The organism is Corynebacterium sp. p3-SID1761 (assembly GCF_055862885.1).
Genome location: NZ_JBSQBJ010000013.1, coordinates 1 through 24,251, shown reverse-complemented (window position 1 = coordinate 24,251; position 24,251 = coordinate 1). Strand labels below are relative to the sequence as shown.

Annotated in this window: 16 protein-coding genes, 1 tRNA gene and 1 other RNA gene; 11 read left to right on the top strand and 7 right to left on the bottom strand. The window is 59.1% G+C overall.

Annotated elements, in window-relative coordinates; all coding sequences use genetic code 11:
• Positions 1-7 precede the first annotated feature (7 nt).
• Both hisN and ACWXWJ_RS07405 read right to left on the bottom strand, forming a co-directional pair.
• On the bottom strand, positions 8-853 hold the full coding sequence (gene hisN / locus ACWXWJ_RS07410) for a histidinol-phosphatase (RefSeq protein ID WP_293791926.1): 846 nt from the start codon (positions 851-853) through the stop codon (positions 8-10).
• Positions 854-926: 73 nt separating this feature from the next.
• Positions 927-1,796, bottom strand: a complete 870-nt coding sequence (locus tag ACWXWJ_RS07405) for an inositol monophosphatase family protein (protein WP_473964038.1) — start codon at positions 1,794-1,796, stop codon at positions 927-929.
• Between the two features lie 30 nt (positions 1,797-1,826).
• On the opposite strand from ACWXWJ_RS07405, the gene prfB reads away from it, so the two are divergent.
• Entirely contained in the window at positions 1,827-2,954 is a 1,128-nt protein-coding gene (gene prfB / locus ACWXWJ_RS07400) for a peptide chain release factor 2 (protein WP_473964018.1), read from the top strand.
• An 11-nt stretch (positions 2,955-2,965) separates the two neighbouring features.
• On the opposite strand, the gene ACWXWJ_RS07395 is transcribed toward prfB, so the two are convergent.
• Complete coding sequence (locus ACWXWJ_RS07395) at positions 2,966-6,445, bottom strand: bifunctional proline dehydrogenase/L-glutamate gamma-semialdehyde dehydrogenase (protein ID WP_473964017.1); 3,480 nt, start codon at positions 6,443-6,445, stop codon at positions 2,966-2,968.
• A 155-nt stretch (positions 6,446-6,600) separates the two neighbouring features.
• The gene (locus ACWXWJ_RS07390; RefSeq protein ID WP_192816803.1) at positions 6,601-8,220 is read right to left on the bottom strand and encodes an AbgT family transporter; all 1,620 of its coding nucleotides are present in this window, start codon (positions 8,218-8,220) and stop codon (positions 6,601-6,603) included.
• 224 nt (positions 8,221-8,444) lie between these two features.
• On the opposite strand from ACWXWJ_RS07390, the gene ftsE reads away from it, so the two are divergent.
• The 7 genes from ftsE to ACWXWJ_RS07355 all read left to right on the top strand — a co-directional run bounded on the left by ftsE (position 8,445) and on the right by ACWXWJ_RS07355 (position 16,344).
• On the top strand, positions 8,445-9,134 hold the full coding sequence (gene ftsE, locus ACWXWJ_RS07385; protein ID WP_034975322.1) for a cell division ATP-binding protein FtsE: 690 nt from the start codon (positions 8,445-8,447) through the stop codon (positions 9,132-9,134).
• Between the two features lie 41 nt (positions 9,135-9,175).
• Positions 9,176-10,078: a permease-like cell division protein FtsX gene (ftsX, locus tag ACWXWJ_RS07380; RefSeq protein WP_034975291.1), complete on the top strand. Its 903-nt coding sequence runs from the start codon at positions 9,176-9,178 to the stop codon at positions 10,076-10,078.
• Positions 10,079-10,128: 50 nt separating this feature from the next.
• Positions 10,129-10,662: an SsrA-binding protein SmpB gene (smpB, locus tag ACWXWJ_RS07375; protein ID WP_034975289.1), complete on the top strand. Its 534-nt coding sequence runs from the start codon at positions 10,129-10,131 to the stop codon at positions 10,660-10,662.
• 9 nt (positions 10,663-10,671) lie between these two features.
• Positions 10,672-11,643 (top strand): hypothetical protein, encoded by a 972-nt coding sequence (locus ACWXWJ_RS07370; RefSeq protein WP_473964016.1) that lies wholly within the window; start codon positions 10,672-10,674, stop codon positions 11,641-11,643.
• Between the two features lie 76 nt (positions 11,644-11,719).
• Positions 11,720-12,102, top strand: a transfer-messenger RNA (tmRNA) gene (gene ssrA / locus ACWXWJ_RS07365).
• 107 nt (positions 12,103-12,209) lie between these two features.
• Positions 12,210-14,924 carry a DEAD/DEAH box helicase family protein gene (locus ACWXWJ_RS07360; protein ID WP_473964015.1) on the top strand — a complete coding sequence of 905 codons (2,715 nt, stop codon included), beginning with the start codon at positions 12,210-12,212 and terminating at the stop codon, positions 14,922-14,924.
• Between the two features lie 64 nt (positions 14,925-14,988).
• Positions 14,989-16,344, top strand: a complete 1,356-nt coding sequence (locus tag ACWXWJ_RS07355; RefSeq protein ID WP_473964014.1) for a Na+/H+ antiporter family protein — start codon at positions 14,989-14,991, stop codon at positions 16,342-16,344.
• Between the two features lie 22 nt (positions 16,345-16,366).
• Here the strand turns inward: ACWXWJ_RS07355 and ACWXWJ_RS07350 are convergent, their stop codons facing one another.
• The 3 genes from ACWXWJ_RS07350 to ACWXWJ_RS07340 form a co-directional block, all read right to left on the bottom strand.
• The gene (locus tag ACWXWJ_RS07350; RefSeq protein WP_473964013.1) at positions 16,367-17,920 is read right to left on the bottom strand and encodes a metallophosphoesterase; all 1,554 of its coding nucleotides are present in this window, start codon (positions 17,918-17,920) and stop codon (positions 16,367-16,369) included.
• Positions 17,921-18,024: 104 nt separating this feature from the next.
• Positions 18,025-19,698 (bottom strand): AMP-binding protein, encoded by a 1,674-nt coding sequence (locus ACWXWJ_RS07345; protein ID WP_473964012.1) that lies wholly within the window; start codon positions 19,696-19,698, stop codon positions 18,025-18,027.
• A gap of 84 nt (positions 19,699-19,782) precedes the next feature.
• Positions 19,783-21,228 (bottom strand): alanine/glycine:cation symporter family protein, encoded by a 1,446-nt coding sequence (locus ACWXWJ_RS07340; RefSeq protein WP_408924708.1) that lies wholly within the window; start codon positions 21,226-21,228, stop codon positions 19,783-19,785.
• A gap of 222 nt (positions 21,229-21,450) precedes the next feature.
• Here ACWXWJ_RS07340 and pgm point away from each other — a divergent pair, with 222 nt between their 5' ends.
• From pgm to ACWXWJ_RS07325, 3 genes are all read left to right on the top strand, one after another.
• Positions 21,451-23,106, top strand: coding sequence for a phosphoglucomutase (alpha-D-glucose-1,6-bisphosphate-dependent) (gene pgm / locus ACWXWJ_RS07335; protein ID WP_473964011.1), 1,656 nt, complete (start codon positions 21,451-21,453; stop codon positions 23,104-23,106).
• A 143-nt stretch (positions 23,107-23,249) separates the two neighbouring features.
• Positions 23,250-23,996, top strand: a complete 747-nt coding sequence (locus tag ACWXWJ_RS07330) for a DsbA family protein (protein WP_473964010.1) — start codon at positions 23,250-23,252, stop codon at positions 23,994-23,996.
• Between the two features lie 118 nt (positions 23,997-24,114).
• Positions 24,115-24,187, top strand: a tRNA-Ala gene (locus ACWXWJ_RS07325).
• The last annotated feature ends 64 nt before the right edge of the window (positions 24,188-24,251 follow it).

Below are 24,251 nucleotides of genomic sequence, written 5' to 3'. Positions count from 1 at the left end.
GAGAGGTCTAGGACAGCGCTTGAAGAGTGGCCTCGTGCAGCAGGCCGTTCGTCGCGACGGCGGATCCGCCGTGCGGACCGTCCTCGCCGTTGAGGGCAGTGAATCGCCCGCCGGCTTCCGTAATGATCGGCACTAGTGCGGCCAGATCCCAGAGGCTCACCTCCGGCTCCGCCGCGATATCCACCGCTCCTTCGGCGACCAGCATGTAGGACCAGAAGTCACCGTAGCCACGGAGGCGCCACGCGGAATCCGTGAGGCTGATCAGCTGTTCGCGCTTGCCACATTGTGCCCACCCGGACAGTGAAGAAATGGCGATCGAGGAATCCTCGACCTGGCCGACTTTCGATACTTCAAGTTGTCGCGCGCCTGCCGAGGGGATTCCGCCCTCAGTAGTACCAGCCTCGATGCTTGCGCTGGCTGGAGTATTGAAAAGTCTCCACGCCCCAGCGCCTTCGGCTGCCCACCAACGCCGACCCAATGCAGGAGCGGAGACCACGCCCACGACGGGCTTGCCATCCACGAGCAGACTGATCAGCGTGGCCCATACGGGTACCCCGCGGACGAAGTTCTTGGTGCCGTCGATGGGGTCGATGACCCATTGCCGACCAGCGAAGGTGACGTCGCCGCCGAACTCTTCACCCAGCAGGGCGTCATCGGGGTGGTGGGCGGCGATGATAGAGCGCAGCTCCTTCTCCACGGCGGTGTCGGCATCGCTGACAGGGGTGAGATCCGGCTTAGACTCAACGCTGAGATCGTTGGCCTCGAAGCGCGCCATGGTGATCGCATCGGCTGCGTCGGCAAGCGAAAGCGCCAGGGTTAGGTCATCTGCATATGTGGAAACCGCGTCCGTCATGCAACACATGATAACCCTGTGGCGCGCGTAAGGCTATGGGGAAGATGTGACTGGTGTGAATAAGGGGTAGGGGCTACGCCTCACGCAGAGCTGTGGCAGCCTGCTCCACCGCGTCCGGCGCCCCGGCAATAAACCAGGTTGTGCCGTCTTTCTCTTCCTTCTTTGTGACGCCCCCAGCGCCCTCCACCAAAGCACGCCCCGGCAACCAATCCCAGCTGGCCACGCTGTGCTGCATCCAGCAGCCGAGCTCGCCTCCGGCGACGCAGGCCAAGTCAATGGACGCAGACCCCAGCATCCGCACCGTGGCAAACTGCGTGGCCACAGCGGACCAACTGCGTAGTCGGGTACTGTCCGCAATATCGGTGGGGTGTAGGTAGCCACCGAGGCAAGTCAGCTCCGCGGAGGTATTCGACAGACTGATGCTAGTGGCGTCACGAGTCGTAGGAATATCAGGACCGCCGAACCACGTATAGCCCATCGCCGGACGGTGAACTGCACCGAACAACAGGGCATCCGGTTCATCCGGGTCACCCTCGACCAAAGCTAGGGCGGAACACCAGTAATCGGAGCCAGTAGTGAAGTTGTACGTTCCATCGACCGGGTCGATAACCCACGTGCGACCCGACTTCGACTCCACTCGCGTGCCCTCTTCGCCCAAGAGCCCATCCTCAGGGCGGATCGCACGCAGGGCGTCGGCAATGAACTTCTCCGCAGCCCGATCGGCCGCGGTGACGACATCGCTGACAGATGTCTTGTGCTCTGTATCCACTCCCGTCTGACGCATGCGCCACGCAAGTCGACCTGCGTTGTAGACCAGCGCCTGAGCCAGATGATGATCGGAATCGTCGACATGCGCCACGATGAACGTCTTAATGATCGCGTTCAGCATGTCCTCGGGGATAGGGGATGAAGAATCAGAACCGTTAGTAGCCATGCATTCCATTGTGCATGCCGCGGGGTAGACTTGCGCATTATGCAACCGGAAGTTTCTGCAGACTTAAGCGACCTGGACGGCACCCTGACCACCATCGAGAAGGTGCTGGATCTCGACGAGCTGGGCGACCGCGCCCGCGAACTGGAGGGTAAGTCCGCCGACCCCTCGCTGTGGGATGATCCGGACTACGCACAGCAGGTAACCTCCGAGCTTTCTCGTGTGCAGGCGAAGCTGAAGAAGGTGACGGGGCTACGCCAGCGTCTGGACGATCTGCCCGTGCTCTACGACATGGCCGACGAAGAGGCCGGGGATGACCCGGAGGCAGCCAAGGAAGCCGTGCAGCTAGCCGATGCAGAGCGGACAGAACTGCGTCAGGAGATTGAATCTCTTGAGGTGACGACCATGCTGTCTGGGGAGTATGACGAGCGCGAAGCCGTGGTAAATATTCGCAGTGCCGCCGGTGGCGTGGATGCTGCCGACTGGGCAGACATGCTTTTGCGCATGTACACCCGCTGGGCGGAAAAGGCAGGGCACAAGGTCGAGGTCTACGACATTTCCTATGCCGAGGAGGCCGGCATTAAATCCGCCACCATTGTCATCCATGGCGAATATATGTACGGCACCCTTTCCGTGGAACAGGGCACCCACCGCCTGGTGCGCATTTCCCCATTCGACAACCAAGGCCGTCGTCAAACGTCCTTTGCCGAGGTAGAGGTGTTGCCCGTCGTGGAGCAGACCGACCACATCGACATTGATGAAAACGACGTGCGCGTGGACGTCTATCGGTCCTCTGGCCCGGGTGGGCAATCGGTGAACACCACCGACTCGGCAGTACGCCTGACCCACGTGCCCACCGGCATCGTGGTGACATGCCAAAACGAGAAATCGCAGATCCAGAACAAGGCCTCCGCCATGCGAGTGCTACAGGCGAAGCTGCTGGAGCGGAAGCGTCAAGAAGAACAAGCCGAAATGGATGCGCTCAAGGGCGACGGCTCGAACTCCTGGGGTAACCAGATGCGCAACTATGTGCTGCACCCGTACCAGATGGTTAAGGATCTGCGGACGAACGTCGAGGTTAACGATCCGAGCAAGGTGCTAGACGGTGACCTCGACGGCTTCCTTGAGGCAGGCATCCGCTGGCGCATGGCGCAGCAGCAGGAGGCCTAAGCCTCAGCCTTTTAAGGGGTGAGGCCGTGGATGTAGCCGAAGCGGTGCTCCGTAGTGGAGATTGCCTGCTCGAGGAGCAGCGGTAGCAGCTCGCGGCGACCATCGGGCAACACATCCTGATCCAGGATCACGGAGCCGGACTTCGCAGCGGCCTCGTAGAACTCCTCCGGGCTATTGCCCAGGGCGCGGACGCGCACAGACTGAGCGATGGCGATCTCCTCGGCGAAGTCCCGGTCAGAAGAGGTACGCATCTGCTCGCCCAGCTCACCCCACTCGCGGGCAATCTCCGGGTTGGCGGAAATATCCAACTCTGTACCCGTGGCGGCGGAAGCCAGCTTCAGGCGCAGCAGATCGCGAGGATTCGCACCCTCGGACACGCGCACGCGCAGCGGTTCGAGCAGCGGCTTATAGCGGAACACATTGGATTCCACCACCAGTGCCGTTTTATCGTGCTCGACGCCGAACTCGGTGGACATTGCGTAGGCGTCCGACTCCGCGGCGCGGCGCAGCCACACGTGATCGTCCTTTGACAGGGCAGGGGAGCCCAGTCCACGGATCTCGCGGAGCAGCTGTGTGATGTGCGTCGGAAGGGTGCCGGCAGCCAGCTCGCTGATATCCCCTTCGGTCCACACGCCCTGCTGGGCAACGTAATTCGGTCCGCCGGCCTTCGCGCCACTGCCCAGGGAGGAGTTCTTCCAGCCGCCGAAGGACTGACGCTGCACAATGGCGCCCGTGATGCCGCGCTCCACGTATGCGTTGCCGACCTCCACGCGCTCGCGCCAGTAGGCAGTTTCCTCCACGTCGATGGTGTGAATGCCGCCGGTGAGGCCGAAGCCAGTGGAGTTCTGCCACTCGATGGCCTCGTCCAGGGTCTCGGCGTGCATGATGCCCGCCACCGGGCCGAAGCACTCGTGGGTGTGGAACCAGCTGCCGGGCTTCACATTATCGCGCAGACCCGGGGACCACAGGGTGCCTTCGTCGTTTAGCTTGCGGGGCTTAACCAGCCACTTCTCGCCCTTTTCCAATTCGGTCAGGCCGCGCAGTAGCTTGTCTCCCGGAGCTTCGATCACTCCATTCATGTACGTGGAGATGTCGGATCCCGGACCCACCTTCATGGAACGCACCGCATCAACCAGCTGGTTGATAAAGCGCTTGGACTTGCCGATCGAACCGACCGTGATGATCAGTGAGGCGGCGGAGCACTTCTGACCAGCGTGGCCATAAGCGGACTTGAAGATGTCCGCGACCGCCAGATCCGGGTCCGCGGCAGGTGTGACGATGATTGCATTCTTACCGGATGTCTCCGCGTTAATGACCATGCGCGGTTTCCAGCTACGGAACAGCTTCGCGGTCTCGGACGCGCCAGTGAGGATTACGGACTCTACATCCGGGTGGCTGACCAAGCGCTTGCCGGCCTCGGCCTCGTCTGCGTTGACCAGCTGTACCAGATCCTCGCTAATCCCAGCCTCGCGCAGGATACCCATGAATACCTCTGCGATACGAAGGACCTGCGGGGCGGGCTTGATGATCACACAAGCGCCAGCTGCCAGTGCGGCAAACACGCCGCCCAGCGGGATCGCAATCGGGAAGTTCCACGGTGGGGTGACAACCACCGACTTGTAGGGAGTAAACACGGAGCCGCGGACGTGATCCAGCTGGCGGGCGCTCTCAGCGTAGTAGCGGGCAAAGTCGATAGCCTCGGAGACCTCGGGATCGGTCTCTGCGACGGTCTTGCCGGCCTCGAACACCGCCGCGGAGATCAGCTTTGAACGGTTGTTGGCCAGTGCATCTGCTGCACGGTCCAGGAGCTCTGCACGCTCCGCGCCGGTCTTCTTAGACCACTGCTCGGAAGCCTCGCGGCAACGCGCGACGGCGGCGTCAATAACTGCAGGATCCGTAACCTGCGGAGTCTGGGCAGGGCCTGGATCGTTAGCAGGATCGACGATCTGCAGAGCCCACTCGCGGTTTGCGGGAAGAGTCGGGTCGGTATCGGGTTCGTTGACGAAGTTGCCCGGCAGGCCTGCGGACTGGGTGCCCTTCTTCTCGGCCTCTTCCTCCAAACGGTTTTGGGTACGACGCGAACCGGCGAAGGTATCCCAGCGATCGCGGACGGAGTTGCGGAAGCGCAGCTCCTGGCCCTGCATCGGGGTCATGCCGGTGACGTCCGTCTCGTCATCCTCCGGGGTAAACAGTGCATAGAGGAAGTTCTGCTTCGCACCATTTTCCTCCAGGCGGCGCACCAGGTAGCTGATGGCAACGTCGAAGTCTTCCTTCTTTACCACCGGGGTGTAGAGGATCATATTGCCGACAACATCGCGCACGGCCTCGGACTGTGCAGGGGACATGCCCTGCAGCATTTCCACATCCAGCTGGTGCTCGACGTTTCGGGCAACAGAGAGCTCGTGAGCCAGTGCCAGGTGGTACAAGTTGTGCGAGGCCACGCCAACGCGCAGGTTTTCTGCGTGTTCGGGCTGCAAGATCCAGTCCAGCAGGCGCACATAGTTTGCGTCGACTTCCGCCTTGGTGAGGAAAGGAGCCTGCGGCCAGTCGTGGATCTCAGAATCCACGCGCTCCATGGAAAGGTTCGCGCCCTTCACCAGGCGCACCTTGATCTTCGCTCCACCCTTGGCGCGACGCTGCGCGGCGAACTCCGCCAGTTCCCGGAGAGCATCGAAGGTATCAGGCAGGTACGCCTGCAGCACGATGCCCGCTTCCATGTCGCGGAACTCTTCTTCGTCGAGCAGCTCGGTGAATAGCTTGATGGTCAGGTGGAGGTCCTTGTACTCCTCCATGTCCAGGTTGATAAAGGGGTGCGGGTTGCGCTTCATCGCCTGGCGATAAAGCGGGCGTAGGCGATCCTTGAGGCGCTCGATGGAACCCTCGAAATCCCAGTGGTTGAGCTGGCTGACCACAGAGGACGCCTTGACGGAGACATAATCGACCCGCGGATTCTTCAGCAGGTCGATGGTGTTATCGAGACGGCGCTGAGCCTCGGCCTCGCCCAGCACGGCTTCACCCAGCAGGTTGAGATTGAGCTGGAAGCCCCTGTCGCGGTAATCATCCAGCATCCGGTCCAGGGCTTTGGATTCCGCGTCGAGCACCAGGTGACCGACAGTGGTGCGCAGGTAGGTACGCGCAATGGGCATCACGATATTCGGCAGTAGTGGTGCGGCAATGGAGCCAGCAGTGACCAGTATCGAATCGACCAGGCTCATGAAGCCCGGCACTGGCTCGGTGCGCTTGAAGGGGTTCGCGATCTTGGCGAACTCCTTGGCCGAAACAGCATTGTCCTCTGGTCGGGCTACACGGTCGACGAAGGCAAAGGTGAACTCCACGCCATCGGGGTCGTGCACCATGTCCGCTAGCTGTTTGGTGGATGCCGAGGTTTCCTCAATCTCGAGCCATTGCTCGGCGCGGTGGATTGCCTTGGTGACCACCGCTTCGACATCGGAACTATTGGGTAAAGGGGTGTTGGCCTGGCTGCTCAACATCGACCTCAATTCTTAAGTCGTTGGCCAGGGCATCATGTATGAGCCTTGGCCAAGCTATGTGCACGGGTACGTTTCCCACCCTAATAAGGCGGGGTGAAACGGGCTACCGTGGGGTCGACTATGTGTGTTGTGGGGTTAATTCAGGCAGGAACGCCCTATTGTGCGGCGGGGTAATCCATCGGCGTGCCGGGGCCGAGAGGTAGGCCGACCATCCACCACAGCGCGAAGAACAGGAACCAGCCCACGAGCATTGCGATGGAATAGGGAAGTGCTAGCGACATTAGTGTTCCGATTCCCGCCTTCTTGTAGTAGCGCTGCAGGAAGGTTAGTGCCAGGGCGAAGTAGGGGCTCATCGGGGTGATGATGTTCGATGGGGAATCGCCGATACGGAACAGCATCTGCGTGACCTCGGGGGAGAAGCCTACGTACATGAACATCGGCACAACGATGGGGGCCATCAGCGCCCACTGTGCGGAACCTGAGGTGATGAAGAGGTTGACCACCGCTACCAGAACTACAAAGGCGGCGAAGAGTAGCAGCGGCGGAAGATCGGCCTTCTGAAGCAGCTCTGCACCCTTAATCGCTGTCCAAGCTCCCAGGTTAGAGGCCTTAAACCAGGCGAGGAACTGGGAAACGGCAAAGAAGAGCACCATCATCGGCAGCAGAGACTTCAGCCCGCGAGCCATGAAGTCCGGAACGTCACTGGCTTTGGTGATGGACTTGATGCCCAGGCCGTAAATCAGGCCGAGGATAAGGAACGAAGCACCGATCGGCACGGCCACTGCAGTGATCAGTGGGCTGGACATTACCTCGCCGCCCTCGCCCTGCAGCGGAGAGAAAGGAACGAAAAGCAAGGCAAAGTAGAGTGCCGTCATCACTGCCGCAGCAAGACCGGTAACGCGCAGCGCACGCGATTCATCGTCGTCAAGCTGCAGTGCCGCAGTGATTTTTTCTTGCGGTACGTTGCCCGCGAGCTCGTCGTCCCCCTCACGGCCGGTATTAAAGGTGACTTCCGAATAGTCGATCTCGTCGTGGTTTACCAGTTCCTGAGCTCGCTTGTTCATGTATAGCTCGGTAAGAACCGTGATGATCAGCGCCAGCACGACGGCGCTAGCGGCCACGAAGAAGTAGTTGGCCAGCGGGGAGACGTCGTACTCCTTATCTACGATGTGCGCTGCCGAGGTGGAAATTCCACCCAGCAGCACGTCGGTGATGTTGAGCACTAGCGAGGAGTTAAAGCCCGCCGAGGATGCTGCAAAGGCAACCATGGCACCGACGATCGGGGAGCGTCCCACCGCGCGGAACGAAACTGCACCGAGAGGAATCAGAATCACATACACCGCGTCGGAGGCCACGGAACCTGTTACACCCGCCAATGCCACCACAAAGGTCAGGGTTTTAGCTCCGACCCGAGAGACAATCGCTCGCACCACTGCGCTGATCAAGCCCGAGTATTCCGCCACGGCAACACCCAGCATGACAGTAATGATGAGGCCGAGCGGTGGGAAGCTGACGTAGTTCTCCACCACGCCTGAGAGGATCTCTTTTAAGCCTTCGGAACTCAATAGGTTCACGATCTCCACGGGTTTGCCATCCTCCGGGTTGGTGGCGGTCAAACCGATTTTGTTAAAGATGAAACTGGAGATGAGAACTAGGCCGCCGAGGATAACGAACAGCCAAAATGGGTCTGGAAGTTTGTTTCCGATTTTCTCGATCGTTCCGAGGAAGCCCCCGGGTTGGTTGTCGTTCTTCGTCGCGGTCTTCTTTTCGCTCATGAGCTCTTTCTATCCTCGCCAAATCGAGGAGGGTCGAGGAGGGTAGGGTACGGGCGCCATTTCTTTGTGACGCCAACTTCAACCGGATTAGGTTGTGACTTTACATTCTGAGGTGCGTCGGGACAGAAGATAGCCGGATTCTGGCTTCAGAAAAGCAGTCACATGAGTCACTTCAGTCATTTTGGACTATCTTTAGCTCATTAGTTTCGCTACACTGTGTGCTCGTGATCACCTTCGAAAACGTAACCAAGAGTTATAGGTCGTCCGGGCGCCCCGCCTTGGACAACATCACCCTGGACATCGAGAAGGGTGAGTTCGTCTTCCTCATCGGACCGTCGGGCTCCGGCAAGTCGACGTTTCTGCAGTTGATTCTGCGCGAGGAAAAGCTGGATTCCGGGGACCTCCACGTCGCCGGCTATCACGTAAACAAGATCAAGGGTCGCGATGTGCCGAAGCTGCGTCAGCGCATCGGCTATGTCTTCCAAGACTTCCGTCTGCTCCCGAAGAAAACAGTCTTTGACAATGTTGCCTTTGCCCTGGAGGTTATCGGCAAGAAGCGCTCGGAGATCCAGCACCTGGTTCCAGCAGCGCTGAAGACTGTCGGTCTCGACGGAAAGGAAAACCGCTTCCCACACGAGCTGTCGGGTGGTGAGCAGCAGCGCGTGGCGATCGCGCGGGCGTCAGTAAATAAGCCTTTGGTGCTGCTGGCGGACGAGCCGACCGGCAACCTGGACCCCGATACGTCCACAGAGATCATGATGCTGTTGAACCGCATCAACCAGAACGGTACGACCGTGGTGATGTCTACTCACGACGACGTGGCCGTTGATTCCATGCGTAAGCGCGTGATCGAGCTTTCCAAGGGCAAGCTTGTGCGGGATGACGAACTAGGTATGTACGGCGTAGGCCGCTAGACCGGGCCTAGCAAAGCTAGAAGTTAATAAGGGAAACATTTATGAAAACCAACTTTGTGCTCCGCGAGGCGTTTTCGGGCCTACGCCGCAATATGACGATGACCATCGCGATGATCATCACGACCTCCATCGCCCTAGCACTGCTGGCTACCGGCTTTTTGCTCAGTGCGATGACGGAACGGACGAAGGATATTTACTTCGACCGCATCGAGGTTATGGTGCAGCTCGACGACAAAATCTCGAGCTCCGATCCCACATGTACTTCCCCGGAGTGCTCCAGTATTAAGCAGCAGCTGGAGGGTGACGAGGGCGTGAAGTCGGTGACCTTCCGCAATAAGGAACAGTCCTACGAACGCTTTGTGGAACTATTCGGAGAATCCGATCCGCAATTGGTGGAGCAGACCGAGAAAGACGCGCTGCCCGCCGCCTTCCACGTTCGCCTGACGGATCCGGAAAACGATGGCCCCATCGAAGCGCTGCGTGACAACCCGGCAGTGACGAATATCGTGGATCAAGGCGATAACCTGCAGTCTGCGATGCGAAACCTGGACTCCATCCGCAATGCGTCGTTCATCGTTGCTTTTGTGCAGGCCGTGGCTGCCATCTTCCTGATTATGAACATGGTGCAGATCACCGCCTACTCGCGCCGCAGCGAGACCAGCATTATGCGCATGGTCGGCGCTTCGCGCTGGTACACCCAAGCCCCGTTCGTGTTGGAGGCCATGATGGCCGCCCTGATCGGTGCGGTGCTGGCTGTCGCCGGGATGTTCGCAGCTAAGGTGCTGGTAGTGGACCGTGCCCTGAAGGCTGTGTACGACCAACAGTTGGTGGCGCGGGTTACTAACAGTGACCTGTGGTTGGCGGCGCCGTTTGTCGTGCTGGTTGGCGTGGTCGTCGCTGCGGTCACCGCCCAGGTGACCTTGCGCTGGTACGTGAAGAACTAACATTGACGCCTTTTCATTAGGGGAGAACCCGGTGGTAGTGTGTGTCTGTCATGGCAGCAAAAAAGAGCACTCCCACCGATTCGGGGAAATCGAAGGGGAAAAAGGGAAAGACCCCCAAGGGTCAGTTTGTCGTTGCCACTAACCGCAAGGCACGCCACGATTACCACATCATCGATACCTACGAGTGTGGCGTCGTGCTGGTGGGCACTGAAGTAAAGGCTCTGCGGGAGGGTAAGGCTTCTCTTGTGGACGCCTACGCCACCATTGATGAAGGTGAAGTCTGGCTCCGCGGTCTCCATATCCCGGAGTATTCCATGGGACATTGGACAAACCACAGTCCTCGACGTACGCGGAAGCTGCTGCTGCACCGCAGGGAAATCGACTCTTTGATGGGTAAGGTTCGTGACGGTAACAACACCTTGGTTCCGCTGCAGTTGTATTTTGTCTCTGGCAAGTTGAAGGTGGAGCTGGCACTGGCTCGCGGTAAGCAGGAGTATGACAAGCGCCAAGACATCAAGCGACGCACCGAGGAGCGCGAGATAACGCGCGAGATGGGGCGCCGAATCAAGGGGATTAAGGGCTAGGCAGTGCACGTGGAACGTTGGTCTCTTCAACACCCGGAGTTCGGGCTGCTCGAAGTAATTGTTGGGGAACCACCGGCCTTGCGTCGCATCGATCCTGACTTTCCTAAAAGCAAGAAAGAAAAATCCGCGGAAGAAACGGCGGAAAAGACAGCGGACGATGAAGTCGTGGAGGTGGACGAGGGGGCGTCCACAAGTAAAGACAGCGACCAGAGCAGCAATAAACTGGTGCAGAAATTCGCCAAGCTGGAAGAAGACCTAGATAAGAATCTAGAACTGCTGGTGCGCCGTGATGGGGTGACGATCGGACGCTTTAAGAACCTGGCTAACCAGAAACTTGACCTGGGAAAGACCGACTCGACCTTAGAACCCGGGGAATACGGCGGGGAGGTGACGCTTGCGGCGCCGTACCTGGGGTGGACCTCGAATTTTCTAGATATTTGGATGCTCGAGGTAAAGGTCAAGGATGAAGAAGGGGTAGTGCACCTCGACCCGCCAGAGGGGTCGCGGGCGGCGCAGCGTTGGGCAGCGATGGAGGAATCACCGTTCAAACGCTGGTTCTATCCGCTGATTACTGGCCTAGGGAAGGGTAGCTGGGCGCTGGCCGTCATCGTGCTAGGCCCTCTGGCTTCCAAGCTGATTGCATGGTTACTTAGCTTTTTACCCGACTGGGATATCAATATTCCCTGGCCGGACATCAACCTGCCATCGATCCCGTGGCCGGACATTAATCTTCCTTCCATTCCCTGGCCGGATTGGCATTTACCGGACTGGCACCTACCCGAATGGATGGAGCCGATTCTGCGCGTGATCGGATTTATGGCCGATTACAGCAAGGTATGGGTACCGATCGTCATCGGCATCGCAGTGGGACTCATGGCAGTGAAGAACAATAGGAAGTCCAAGGAGCGTAAGGCGAAGTGGGACGAGACTGGGCTCGACTCCGCGCAGGACGCTGATCCGGAAAACGAGGCTGAAAAGTAGGGTTCTTGAACTGCCGCGGTGCAGGGGTGTAAGGTTAAATTTCCTGTTGTACAAGCGTTTCCGCAGCAGGGATCATGGGGTCGACTTGGTTTCGACTTTGTGCATTGAGCCAGGGGAAGCGTGCCGGTGAAGGCAGACGACCACCGATTTTAAGCGTCGCTGCGAATTTATAAGCGCCGAGAACACTCAGCGCGACTACGCCCTCGCTGCCTAATTACAGCGACCGCGTGTCTGTCAGCCCGGGGATGTCCCTGACCCAGTAGCTGGCATCGACTTAAGGGACTTGCCGCTCGGCTTTGTTGCTTGGGCCGTGCGGGACACCTTTCGAGCAACTGGGCCCATCATCCAGGCTGGTTCGCGAGTGCTGGAGGGTCGAGCAGAGGTCATGAGCGAACTGCGCACGGAGAAGCCCTGGCGAGGTCGCAAAGGACCCGGGTTCAATTCCCGGCGGCTCCACCAACGTTGAACCCCAGTTCTAAGCTGAGCTGGGGTTTTGTCGTATTTGTGCAGAGGTGCGTACGCGGTTGCCGCCTCCGCAGATCTGCTAGTCAGTTAGACTTGCCAGCATGAAAGCGCCCGAAAGACTATCGCCCTCCGATTGGCGCTTTGCCGGAACCTTCCGCCCTTATCAGCAGCGCATCCTCGATCGCTTCAACGATTTGAAGCAGACTCACCGCATTCACATCGCCGCTGCGCCCGGTTCAGGAAAAACGATCCTCGGGCTGGAACTAGTGTGTCGACTCGACCAGCCTGCATTGATATTGGCTCCGACCATCACCATCCGAGATCAGTGGATCGATCGTTTCGAAACGCATTTTCGCAGCGATAGCGCGTCCGATCCGCGGAAATACTGCTCTACATCGCTGCACGATCCGGCCTTCTTAACAGTCATCACGTACCAGGCACTGTACTCTGCCTACACCCAGGCGCTCGATGAGGAAACCGGTGAAGATTTCGCCGACCTCGATATCCTCGATGCGGTTCGCAACATAGGTACGGTATGCCTCGACGAAGCACACCACCTGCGCTCCCAATGGCATCGCGCCCTAACTGCCTTCATGGATCAGCTCGGTCGCCACACGTCAGCTCTCAATACAATCGCGCTAACGGCCACGCCGCCATATGATTCCACGCCCGCAGAATGGCAGCGCTACGAACAATTATGTGGCCCGATTGACGAAGAGATCTTCGCTCCGGAACTCGTAGCTGCCGGCAACCTGTGTCCCCACCAGGACTACATCTATATAACGAAGCCCAGCGAGGCGGAAAGGCAGGAAATTGCCGCCCTTCGTAGGCGCGGGAACGAAATCTTAGAAAACCTGCAGCAACAAGGAGTGCTGGCACAGCTAGCGAACGACCTCAATCGGCTAAATGATGAGCAACTGCAGGTAGGCCTGGATGACGAGGACAATTTCTATGCCCTCAAATCCCTGTTGACCGCTGCAGGATATCCCATTGCGCCGCATATTGAGGCGATACTCTGCGAAAAACGCTCGGACCTACCCACCGAACTTGGGCTGCAGTTCGTTATTGACCACCCCGATTTCTTTAGTGCCAGCCCGGTGGTGGCCTCTGCATTGCGCGCCAACAACCTCCTCAATAAGGAAAAGATCTCCATTGCTGCGGAGAAAAAGGTCAACCGGATACTGACCCACTCCGCGGGCAAGATCCGTGCAGTTGGCGACATTGCCGAAAAGGAAGTCGCCGCGATGTCCGACTCACTGCGCATGGTGGTTCTAGCGGATTACGTCCAGCGGGATTACCTGTCTGGTGTAGGCAGTGATGATGCCCTCGTCCACGTGGGCGTCATCCCCATCTTCGAAGCCGTGCGACGGCGAGTAGGCAGCAGCACAAAAATAGCCGCGATCAGCGGCTCGGTTATCATCATCCCGCGCACAGCGCTGGAGCAAGTGGAATCTTTCGCCGCGGAACTTGATGGCGAGGTTACGGTCGCCAAGGACCTCACCGACGAGTACGTGGAGGTGCGCTTCACCGGCGGGACGCGGGTGTCGGTGCCCGTGATAACCCACGTGTTTAGGGAAGGACTTTTCACAATTCTGGTGGGGACCGCCGCGCTACTGGGGGAGGGATGGGATTCGCCATGCGCCAATGCACTGATTATTGCTAGCTCCGTGCGAGCATTTATGTTGACCAACCAGATGCGTGGCCGGGTAATTAGAGTCGACCCGGACGCGCCGGAGAAAACCGCAAACATTTGGCACATCGCTACGTGCGAACCGGACAACCGGTCAAGCCTCAGAAAGGCCCTGGATAGCGGGGCACAGACCCTCAATATCGGGGCAGGGGAAGCAGCCGAAGTGCTGGGATCCCACGACGTGCGTTCGTTGCAACAACGTTTCGAAGCCTTTGTCGCGCCGCGCGCTGACGCGCCAGTCATTGAGAATGGCTTCGAACGCTGCTTCGCGGAACCGCCGTTCCAGGCCTACCGCCGAATCGACGATGCCAACCAGGAAATGCTGGCTCGAGCCTTCCGCCGAGACACAATGCGAGACCAGTGGTTGGAAGCGCTGGGTCTGGGCAATGTACCGGATGGGCAGCCCTATGAGATGCAGTTCCGCATGAATATCGAAAAGCCAGCAACGGCCACAGTGGTGCCCTACCTAGACGTGATTATCGCCTATATCTGCTTCTTGGCGGTCATGTTCGTGTTAGCTCTAAGCCGAAGCATGCCACTACTTCCAGCAGAAGGGCAGTGGCTGGGTTTCGGAGTGCTGGGACTGCTCGGCGGTGTAGCGTCACTGCTGCGTACCCGGAGGGTTCGCCAATTGACCGACGCTACACGGCGGATAAAGGCCGAGGCCACGGCGCTGGCACGCACCCTGAGTGCTTTAGGGATCATCAAGACCCGCAACCTCATGGCGGTTGTTGACGAAGGTCCTATGGGGCTGAATGTGCGCCTTTCCGGCGGAACATTCGCCGAAAGGAAGCTCTTTGCGGACGCCATGGCTCAGCTCTCCGGGGAGATCCGCAACGCGCGCTATCTGATTGCACCCGCGCACCAGGTGCGTATTCGCGGCATTTTCTGCGCGCAATCGGTGCCCGACGTGATTGGCACGCGTCGGGAGAACGTTGATGAATTCATCGCACAGCTAGACCACGTGAACTTGCCGATGCGTGCGGTGTATACCCGCAACTCAGAAGGGCGGGCGTTCCTTTTGCGAGCGCGCAAGCTCAGTGGCACAAATATTGCGGCTCGCCTGACGAATCAAACACGGCGCTACGACCGGCAGCTGCCGGCAACTGCACTGTTGCAAAACTGACAAGGGCACCCGCACTAACGTAGGGATTACTAATCATCTGACTGTGCATATTATTCTTTGATACATGAACGCAGTCCTTGTCGCCGTCGTAGTCATGCTGATCCTCGCCCTGCTTCGGGTGCATGTAGTTCTGGCACTATTCATCGGCGCCATCATCGGCGGCCTGCTGAGTGGCATGGGCTTGGACGCCACAATGGTGGCCTTCCAAGACGGTCTTTCCGGGGGCGCGAAAATTGCGCTTAGCTATGCCCTCCTCGGTGCCTTCGCGATGGCTGTAGCCAGCGCAGGGCTGCCCAAGCTGCTGGCAGACTCACTGTTGGGGAGACTCGGCGTCACTAACAAAGAAACAAAGAACCGCGCCGCAGCCCTAACGAAATGGCTCATGCTGGCCGGCATCCTGGCGATGGCGGTGATGAGTCAGAACCTCATCCCGGTACACATTGCGTTTATTCCGTTGATTATCCCGCCACTGCTAAGCGTCTTTAACAAGCTGCAGCTGGATCGTCGCCTGGTCACCTGTATCCTCACGTTCGGCCTGATCACCACCTACATGTGGATCCCGCTGGGCTTTGGCTCGATCTTCTTGAACGACATTCTGCTGGGCAACATCAATAGCGCCGGCATGAGCACCGACGGCATCAACGTGATGCAAGCAATGGCCATCCCCGCGTTGGGTATGTTCTGTGGCCTGTTGACCGCAGTATTCATTACTTACCGCACACCGCGCGAATACGAAGAGCGCCCGATCGCAGACACGGAGACCACATCCGACGGGGAGGTCTCCCGCTACAAAATCATTGTCTCCATCGTCGCAATCATCGCCACCTTCGCCGTACAGGTTGTGATGCAGACGATGGACATGGAGGCCGATTCGCTGCTGATCGGTGCCCTCGTTGGCCTGACGATTTTCATGGGCACGGGTGCTGTCGATTGGAAGAAAGCCGATGACGTTTTCACGGCCGGTATGCGCATGATGGCACTGATCGGCTTCATCATGATCACCGCTCAAGGCTTCGCCGCTGTCATGCAGGCCACCGGCGAGGTCGAAAGCCTGGTTAACACCTCCGCTGATCTTTTCGCAGGCAACAAGGCCGCTGCCGCGTTGGTGATGCTGCTGGTCGGCCTGGTCGTCACCATGGGCATCGGTTCGAGTTTCTCGACGTTGCCGATTATCGCGACGATTTACGTTCCGCTGTGTGCGTCGATGGGCTTCTCGCCGGTCGCGACTGTGGCGATTGTGGGTACTGCAGGTGCTCTTGGTGACGCCGGCTCCCCAGCTTCTGACTCGACTCTAGGCCCCACGTCGGGACTTAACGCAGATGGCCAGCACGACCACATCCGGGATTCCGTAATTCCGACATTCCTGCACTTTAATATTCCGCTGCTGATCGCCGGCTGGTTTGCCGCGATGGTTCTTTAGCCAGCAACACCAGTGGAGTCCGCTAGTAGCGGATCACTAGGTTGCGCGCGTCCGTCGGTCCGAGCAGAATCTCCGGCGCCAGGCCGAAATTCGTCCAACGGGTACGGCTGGCCCAATCCAAAGCCTCTTCGCTCATGTTGTGGCGGAAGTTCACCGCAATGCCATCGGAGTAAAAGCGCAACTGGGTAGCGCCGGTCGGCCAGTTCTTCGCTGCCGGGGTTTCCAAGAAAACAGCGTGGGTATCTACGTCCGGCTTATCGCGGTGCGCGCGGTGGGTGTGGCCCGCCAAAACCAACTTGACGCCGGGAGCTGCCTGAATCATCTTCTGCAAGCGCATGAGATCCGGGTCGCGGAGGATAAACGCTGGACCCGCGACATTCGACCAACCAGCCTCGCGCGTCATGGGGTGGTGCAGCATCAACACGGTCGGCTTGTTCGGGTCGCGGCGCAAGAAGCCCTCAATCTGGCGGAACTGCTGTGGCTCGATCCGACCACCGGATTTATCCAATTCCGTGGAGTCAATGCCGATCACGCGCACGCCTGCGGGCTCCAAGTCCATCATCCATGCTTGCTGGCGGGGCTCGAAGACATCACCAAAGGGGTCGAAGTGCTCCTTGCCGTAGGGACTAGCGGTTTCGTAACCAGAGGAACCGTCGGCCTTGTGTGGGCGGTCATGGTTGCCACGAGTCACGCGCCACGTTCCGGAGAACCTATCCAACATCTCCTTAGCACGGCGAACCTCTGCTGGGCGAGCCTCACTGGTCACGTCACCATTGACGAAAAGGTGGGTGGCGCCACAGCTCTCTGCGGTATCGATAACCGCATCCAGGCATACCTCTGGGTAGGGAGCCGACTGTGGGTTTGGTACGGCCGGGGGAGGGAAGCCATCGAACCACAGGCCGTCCTGAGCTTCGCCCATATGCACATCGTTGGCCACCACTACAGTCTGCAAAAGCTCACCGGAGAGGCGCGGCAGGGTAGTGAACTTCCGTTTGTGCTCCTGGAAGTAATTGTGGGTGGCATTTGCCTCGACACCGTGGGAGGAAGCGCTGAAGCGGTAGGTAGTCTCCGGCTGCAACCCCTCGACCGTCAGGATGTGGAAGAAGGCATTCTTTTCGGAGCGGACGATCTTCGTATCTTGCGGATTATCCTCCGGCCATACGCGCAGTGTGCCCTCAGTGGGCATGCCCACTGGACGCTCGGCGATGCTGACCTTCGCATCCCACGTCAGCCAGCTAATAGTGACGGAATCCTCCGTAACAGTTACCACCTGCAGATCGCCGACCAGGAACGTCCCGTTCGGACTGCTTCCCCTGCGCCCCATCACCCAACCGGTCTCAGAGCTACCGATATTGCTCGGGGTATAGCTGGCCGAGCCCGCCAGCCCCGGGGTGCTCGCGGAGCCCAGCGCAGAGCTACCAGTGAGCCCGCTACCTGCCAGGGTGGAACCGCCTGCCCCCGTAGCCGGTTGTGCGCCCGCCTTTGCAAGCGGCCCCACCACGAAAGCTGCGGAACCGGCGCTGAAGCCAAGCGCTTTGAAGAATCGGCGTCGAGAAAAAGAACCTTTATTGCCCATAAGCGCACAGGGTAAAAGTCGTGCGTGACAAACAACCGGCCTTTAGGCAGCGGGAAGGGAAAGGCCTAGCGAATACTGGGTTAACTACGAGGGAAGGAAAGTAGCTAGTTGATTTTTTGCTCGTGGCCCGCCCAGGCCTCCTCACGCAGCTCATTCTTGCGCACCTTGCCAGTGGAGGTGCGGGGAAGCTCGTCCAGAATCCGTACATCACGTGGCACCTTATAGCCCGCGATGTGGGCACGGCAGTGGGCGATCACGGCCTCTTCCACCGCGGACTGATCCGCACCATGAGCCTCCGGGCGCAGCACCACATACGCGCGTGGGCGCTCGCCCCACTTTTCATCCGGCACGCCGATCACAGCGCAGTCGGAGACATCCGGATAGCTAATAACGGCCTGCTCAACCTCGATGGTGGAGATGTTCTCGCCGCCGGAAACCACCACGTCCTTCGCACGGTCCATCAGCTGGATATAGCCATTGGGGTGCATCACGCCCTGGTCGCCGGTGTGGAACCAACCGCCACGGAAGGCATGTGCAGTGGCCTCTTCGTCGTTGAAGTACCCGGCCATGATGCCGTTACCGGTCAGCACAATCTCACCCAACGTCGCACCGTCGGCGGGTACGTCGATAAGTGCCTCGTCCTGGCCTTCCGTCGGCTCGATCACGCGCACATCCTCGTTGGTAATGGACGCCACACCCTGGCGCGCCTTCAGCACCGCGCGACGGCGAACCGTCATGTCCTCCCACTCGGGTTGTGCCTCGCAGACGGTAAACGGGCCGTAACTTTCGGTCAGACCGTAGACGTGCGTGACTTCCACGCCGATGTTCTCGCAGCGGGTGATGGTCGTCGGGCTCGGAGGTGCGCCTGCTGTGGTCACGCGCAGGTTTGTTACCCGGCGTTTGTTTTCGTCGTCTACCAGGGTGTTTAGTACGGCAGGTGCGCCACACATAGCGGTCACGCCCTCGGTACGGATGAGTTCCCACATCTCCGGGCCACGAACCGCGCGCAGCGCCACTTGGGTTGCACTGACGGCCATAGCTGCCCAGCCCGTGCACCAGCCGGAACAGTGGAACATCGGCAGGGTCCACAGATACACCGTGTCGTGGCTGAAGTGCTGCGTGTGCGCCTGCCCCAGTGCGTTCAGGTATGCGCCGCGGTGGGTGTAGATCACGCCCTTCGGCTTGCCGGTTGTGCCGGAGGTGTAGTTAATCGCGATGGTTTCGTTCTCGTCACGCACGCGGTAGGGAAGAGGCTCTTCATCGCGATGCTCGGCCAGGTACTCACTAAAGGTCGTTACTAGTGACGCCCCTTCGGGGTCAGTAGCTGGGCTATCAACCTGGGGCTCCACGCCTTCCTTATTGGCGATGTACACCGCGCGGCGGAGTTTCCTTTCTCCGGAAGCGAGGATGGGGTCGATAAAATCCTTTTCTCCAATGAGTACGTCGATGGAGGCGTGATCGAGAATGTAGTTGACTTCCGCCGGAGCCAGACGGGTATTGATCGGTACGGTCACTGCACAGGCCAGCGGCACGGCGAACTGTGCCAGCAGAGCCTCGTAGCTATTGGCGGCGAGAATGCCTACACGATCGCCTTCGGCCACGTGGTCGGCGATCAGTGCGTGAGCAAAGGCTTGCGTATCTTGGTTGAACTCCGCAAAGGTGATTCGGCGTGGCCCGTCGATCGCGGCTACCTTGTCCGGGTGAACCTGGGCAGAACGCTGCAGAAAGCGCAGGGGAGTAAGTGGTGCGTTAAGGCCGTGTTGCGATGCGAAAGTCATGCCCGAGACTGTAATTTAGATCACTCCCGTGCGAGGCGAAATCATAAAAACAGAGGGACTTAGAACTGCCTGCAGGTGCCCTCATTAAAGCGCGCTGCGCCAGGGGTTCTTGGTATCGATGAGGAACTTCTCGACATCTGCCGGGCGTGCCCGCAGGGTGGGGTCGAAGGCCAAGTACGCCTTGGTTTCTCGGGCGATAAGGCCGGAGAGGATCAGCAGACCCACCAGGTTCGGTAGTGCCATCAGGCCATTGGCAATATCTGCGAAAGTCCATGCCAATCCGATCTCTGTGGTCGCGCCAACAAAGACCACACAGGTAAACAGCATGCGATAGGGCAGGGAAGCCCAGGGGCCAAAGGCCCGCTCTGCGTTGCGCTCGCCATAGTAGGACCACCCCAGGATGGTGGAGAAAGCGAAGAAAACGATGGAGAGGGAGACGATAGTGCCGCCCCACTCCGAGCCGATGCCCTTGCTGAACGCCTGAGCTGTCATGTTGGCCGCATTGTCCTCACCGGTATCCCACACACCGGTGGTGATGATCACCAGGCCGGTCATCGTCACCACAATGATCGTGTCGATAAAGGTCTGAGTCATAGACACCAGGCCTTGACGCACGGGGTGGGTGGTCTTTGCCGCTGCAGCGGCAATTGCAGCCGACCCCATGCCCGACTCATTGGAGAAAATGCCACGAGCCACACCCATTTGCATAGCCAGCATGATCCCCGAGCCTAGGAATCCACCGGTTGCAGAGGTTCCCGTAAAGGCGTCACTAAAAATAAGTCCGAAAGACGCCGGGATGTCATTGGCGTGCAGCGTCAGCACCACAAGTCCACCGCCGATATAAATAAGGATCATGAGTGGCACGAACGCCGAGGTGACCTTACCGATCGAGCCAATGCCGCCCAACAGCACCGCACCCACGAGCACGAACATCACCGCGCCGGTGACCGTGGGGCTGACATTAAAGGTATCTTCCAAACCAGCGGCAACTGCATTGCCCTGTGTTAGGTTGCCGATGCCAAAGGAGGCGATGATTGCCGCGATGGTGAAGAACCACGCGAGGAATTTTCCGAGTCCGCCGGGAATACCTAGCGACAGGTAGCGCTGCGGGCCGCCGGATACGTTGCCCTTTGAATCGGCAACGCGGAAACGCACACCCAGGAATGCCTCCGAATACTTCGAAGCCATGCCCACCAGGCCAGTAACCCACATCCAGAACAGTGCGCCGGGACCACCGACAGAAATTGCAGTGGCCACACCCACAATGTTGCCCACTCCCACGGTCGCAGCCAGGGCAGTGGTGAGCGCCTGGTACTGGGTGATGTCGCCCTCGCCGCCCTCGTCATCGCGGTCGATCAGGCCGTGCCGCAGCGCTACCCACAGTTTGCGGAATTGCACACCACGCAGGCGGAACGTGAGCCAAAGTCCGGTGAGAAGCAGCAGTGGGATGAGTAGCCACTGGCTCCACACAAACTTGTCGATCGAATCCAGAACGTTCTGGAGGTTCTCCGCGAATGAAACGTCTTGCATGAACTACAGACAGTACGCCGGTAGCGGGGAGAGATGAAACGGTTTCCAAAAATTCCTCGATAGGTTCCGCGTTGCGGTTACCCGTTGTTAAAGAGTCATCAAGGGGGCGTTTTTCGGGTGCAAGCGCGCTGAAAAACGGTGCAGAATCGGGCACCATAAATATTGAGCACAAAAATTTGCTTTAAGGCACCACTGCTTCAGGCACCGACCGAAGGATTAAAAATGCACCCACGCGCTGGCCAGCCCGCCACCCCCGAAGACCTCACCGATATCCCAGCCCTGCTCGAGGCCTACTCCGCTACGGTTCCAAACTTGGCTGATCCGGGACAGCGCGTCAGCTTCGGCACCTCCGGTCATCGCGGTAGCGCCTTCGATGGAGCCTTTAACGAGGCACACATCCTGGCAACCACCCAGGCCATCGTCGATTACCGCCGCGAGCAGGGAATCAACGGTCCAATTTTTATTGGCCGTGACCCGCACGCTCTATCTGAACCGGCCGAGGCTACCGCGCTGGAGGTCCTGGCTGGTAACCGCGTGACGGTCAAGGTGGATCAGGAACGCGGTTTTGTGCCCACCCCGTCTGTCAGCTTCGCGATCCTGGAGTACAACAAGCAGCTGCCCGGTGGGCCGGAAGGCAACGACGCTGGCCGCGCCGACGGTATTGTCGTGACTCCCTCTCACAACCCGCCACGTGACGGCGGCTTCAAGTACAACCCGCCAACCGGTGGGCCTGCGGATACCGACGCCACCAGCTGGATTGCCCGCCGTGCCAACGAATACCTGGACGCAAACCTCGCTGGCGTACTGCGTTCCACTTCCACCGAACTAGTGGAGAGCCACAACTACCTGGGCAACTATGTTGCCGCTCTGCCGGAGGTTATCGACATCGAGGCTATCCGCAACGCAGGCGTGCGCATCGGCGCCGATCCCATGGGTGGTGCCTCCGTGGCGTATTGGGACCGTATCGCTGATGTGCACGGCCTCGATCTCACGGTCGTTAACCCCACCATCGATCCCGCCTTCGGTTTCATGACCTTGGACTCTGACGGCAAGATCCGCATGGATTGCTCTTCGCCGTCCGCGATGGCCTCGCTGGTCGATTCTGTCGCAGGCGCCGGCGGGGCTTCCTATGACATCGCTACTGGTAATGACGCCGACTCCGACCGCCACGGAATCGTCACCCCAGACGCAGGCCTGATGAACCCAAATCACTACCTTGCCGTGGCCATCGAATACCTCTTTAGTCACCGTGAGAACTGGCCGCAAGAGGCCGCCGTGGGCAAGACCCTGGTGAGCTCCTCGATGATTGACCGCGTTGTGGCTCGTATGGGACGCAACCTGATGGAGGTTCCGGTCGGGTTCAAGTGGTTCGTGCCGGGGCTGGTCAATGGATCCGTGGGCTTTGGCGGAGAAGAATCCGCAGGTGCTTCCTTTCTACGTCGCAACGGGCAGGTCTGGTCCACTGATAAGGACGGCATCATCGCTGACCTGTTGGCGTCCGAAATTAAGGCAACGACCGGCAAGAGTCCTTCAGAGCGTTATCGGGAGCTGGCCGAAGAACTGGGTGCGCCGCAGTACAAGCGCATCGATGCCCCGGCCAACCGCGAGCAGAAGGAGCGTCTGAAGAAGCTCAGCGCCAACGACGTAGAAGCAACCGAATTGGCGGGGGAGAAGATCGAGTCGATCTTGACGGAGGCTCCGGGCAACGGCGCGGCTATTGGGGGAGTGAAGGTGACCACCGAAAACGCTTGGTTTGCCGCCCGCCCAAGCGGTACGGAGGACAAGTACAAGATTTATGCTGAGTCCTTTAACGGTGCCGACCACCTGGAGAAGGTGCTGGAGGAGGCGCAGGTCGTCGTGGATGGCGTGCTGGGTTAGACCCACAACATTGGGGCGGCCTCGTCCCTGGGGCAATCGCTGCAGGTTTGCGTAAAATCACGGGGTCGATTCAGTGTTTTGCCAGACTCTTGCGATACCCTCATGCGCAGTAGACACGTCACCATTTCGGAAAGGAACACTCGGTGAGCCAGAAAATTAAGGCCCCTAATGCATCTAAAGGGGGCAACGGCTTCCTGTGGGGAATCATTGCAATTCTCGTCATTGCAGCTGTAGCCATTGGTTTCATTGTGTACAACAACCAGAAGCACAAGGTCGATAACATCAGCCTGCCGAACGATGAGGTAAAGGTGAAGATGACGGCCAAGGACAGCATCGTCACCCTGGAAGCAGAGAATGCAGGCGACGACGTGCCGACCGTCGAGGTCTTCGAGGATTTCAGCTGCCACTACTGCGCGCAGCTGGAGACCGCCTCTAGCGACGATGTGAAGAAGGCACTGGAAGACGGCAAGGTGAAGGTGAAGTTCCGCTTCCTGAACTTCCTGGATCGTGGCGACGAGTCCGGTCCTTCCACCCGTGGTGCGGCTGTCGCCTGGGCAGTGGCAAAGAGTGGTGACGTGGATGCGTTTTGGAACCTCCACCGCCTGATGATGGAAGAGCAGTCCACCGTTACCCGTCAGTGGGAGTGGGACGATCTGGCTAACGCTGCAGACAAGATGGGCGTAGACGGTGGCGTGGTTGAGAAGATTCGTGACAAGTCCGTTAAGGACGAAGGTGCGAAGATCTCCCGCGAGAATGACAAGGAAGTCGAAAAGCGAGAAGGTGACGTCTCCTCGCCACTGCTGTACAAGAATGGCAAGCGCTTCGACCCGCCGATGAATCCGGATGAGACTCTGGGCTCCTGGGTTCCGACTGTGCTGGAAGGCAAATAGCGCTCAAGCGATTGCTACCCCAGCGCAACCAGGCGATTTGGAGAAGTTAATTCCAGTGTTGTAGCTTTAACACCGTTCGCTTCACAGGGATTTAGAAGTAAATCGCCTGGTAGGCAGCGGGGCTATGGCGCAGCTGGTAGCGCACCACACTGGCAGTGTGGGGGTCACGGGTTCGAATCCCGTTAGCTCCACTGGATTCCAACCCCCGGTCTTCACCGACCGGGGGTTTTGTTGTATCTGTCACCGCTGGAAAAG